1 pseudogene is annotated in these 575 nt (G+C 62.4%); it reads left to right on the top strand.

Annotated features, from left to right (window positions below):
• Positions 1–575, top strand: a pseudogene (locus AO501_RS38240) (hypothetical protein); the annotation flags it as partial.

The raw sequence follows: 575 nt of genomic DNA, 5'->3' as shown, positions 1-575 counted from the left end.
GGCGGATTCAACCTGCCCCCCACCACCATTCCCTCACTCAACATCGCCAGCATCACCACCGGCAGCTTCACCACACCGCAAATCGGGCCAGGAAACCTGACTCTCAAGCTGCCGAAGGTTCACGCAGAGTTCGTTGCTTTCATTCCCAACAACTTCTCTCTGTTGCAGTCGCAGGCTGCAGGCATCTTCCCCCAGATCGGCGGGGGAGTCATCAGCGGCGACCCTGGCAAAAACACCCCCAGCGCAGGTGGGCCTCCCGCCTACATCGACTTCGGCCCCATCACGATCAACGGCCTCGGCTTCCTCATCCCGCCGTTCACGGTCGACGGGTTCGGCCTTCCCGCGTTGACGACACCCGCCATCAACATCCCATCCATTGCGGTACCTGGTTTTGCACTACCGCAGATCTCCACTGCGCCCATCATGACGCCGCCGATCACGATCGATCCGATTGGGGCGGCAGGGTTTACATTGCCGCAGATCGTCACGCCCCAATTCACGACGCCGCCGATCACGATCGACCCGATCGGGGCGGCCGCGTTCACGCTGCCGCAGATCACCACCCCGCCGATCAC

Origin of the sequence: Mycobacterium gordonae, from assembly GCF_001417955.2 — a bacterium.
In the GTDB taxonomy this organism is placed as follows: domain Bacteria; phylum Actinomycetota; class Actinomycetes; order Mycobacteriales; family Mycobacteriaceae; genus Mycobacterium; species Mycobacterium gordonae_B.
The sequence above is the reverse complement of the archived record's forward strand: the minus strand, read 5'-3'. Positions and strand labels throughout refer to the sequence as shown.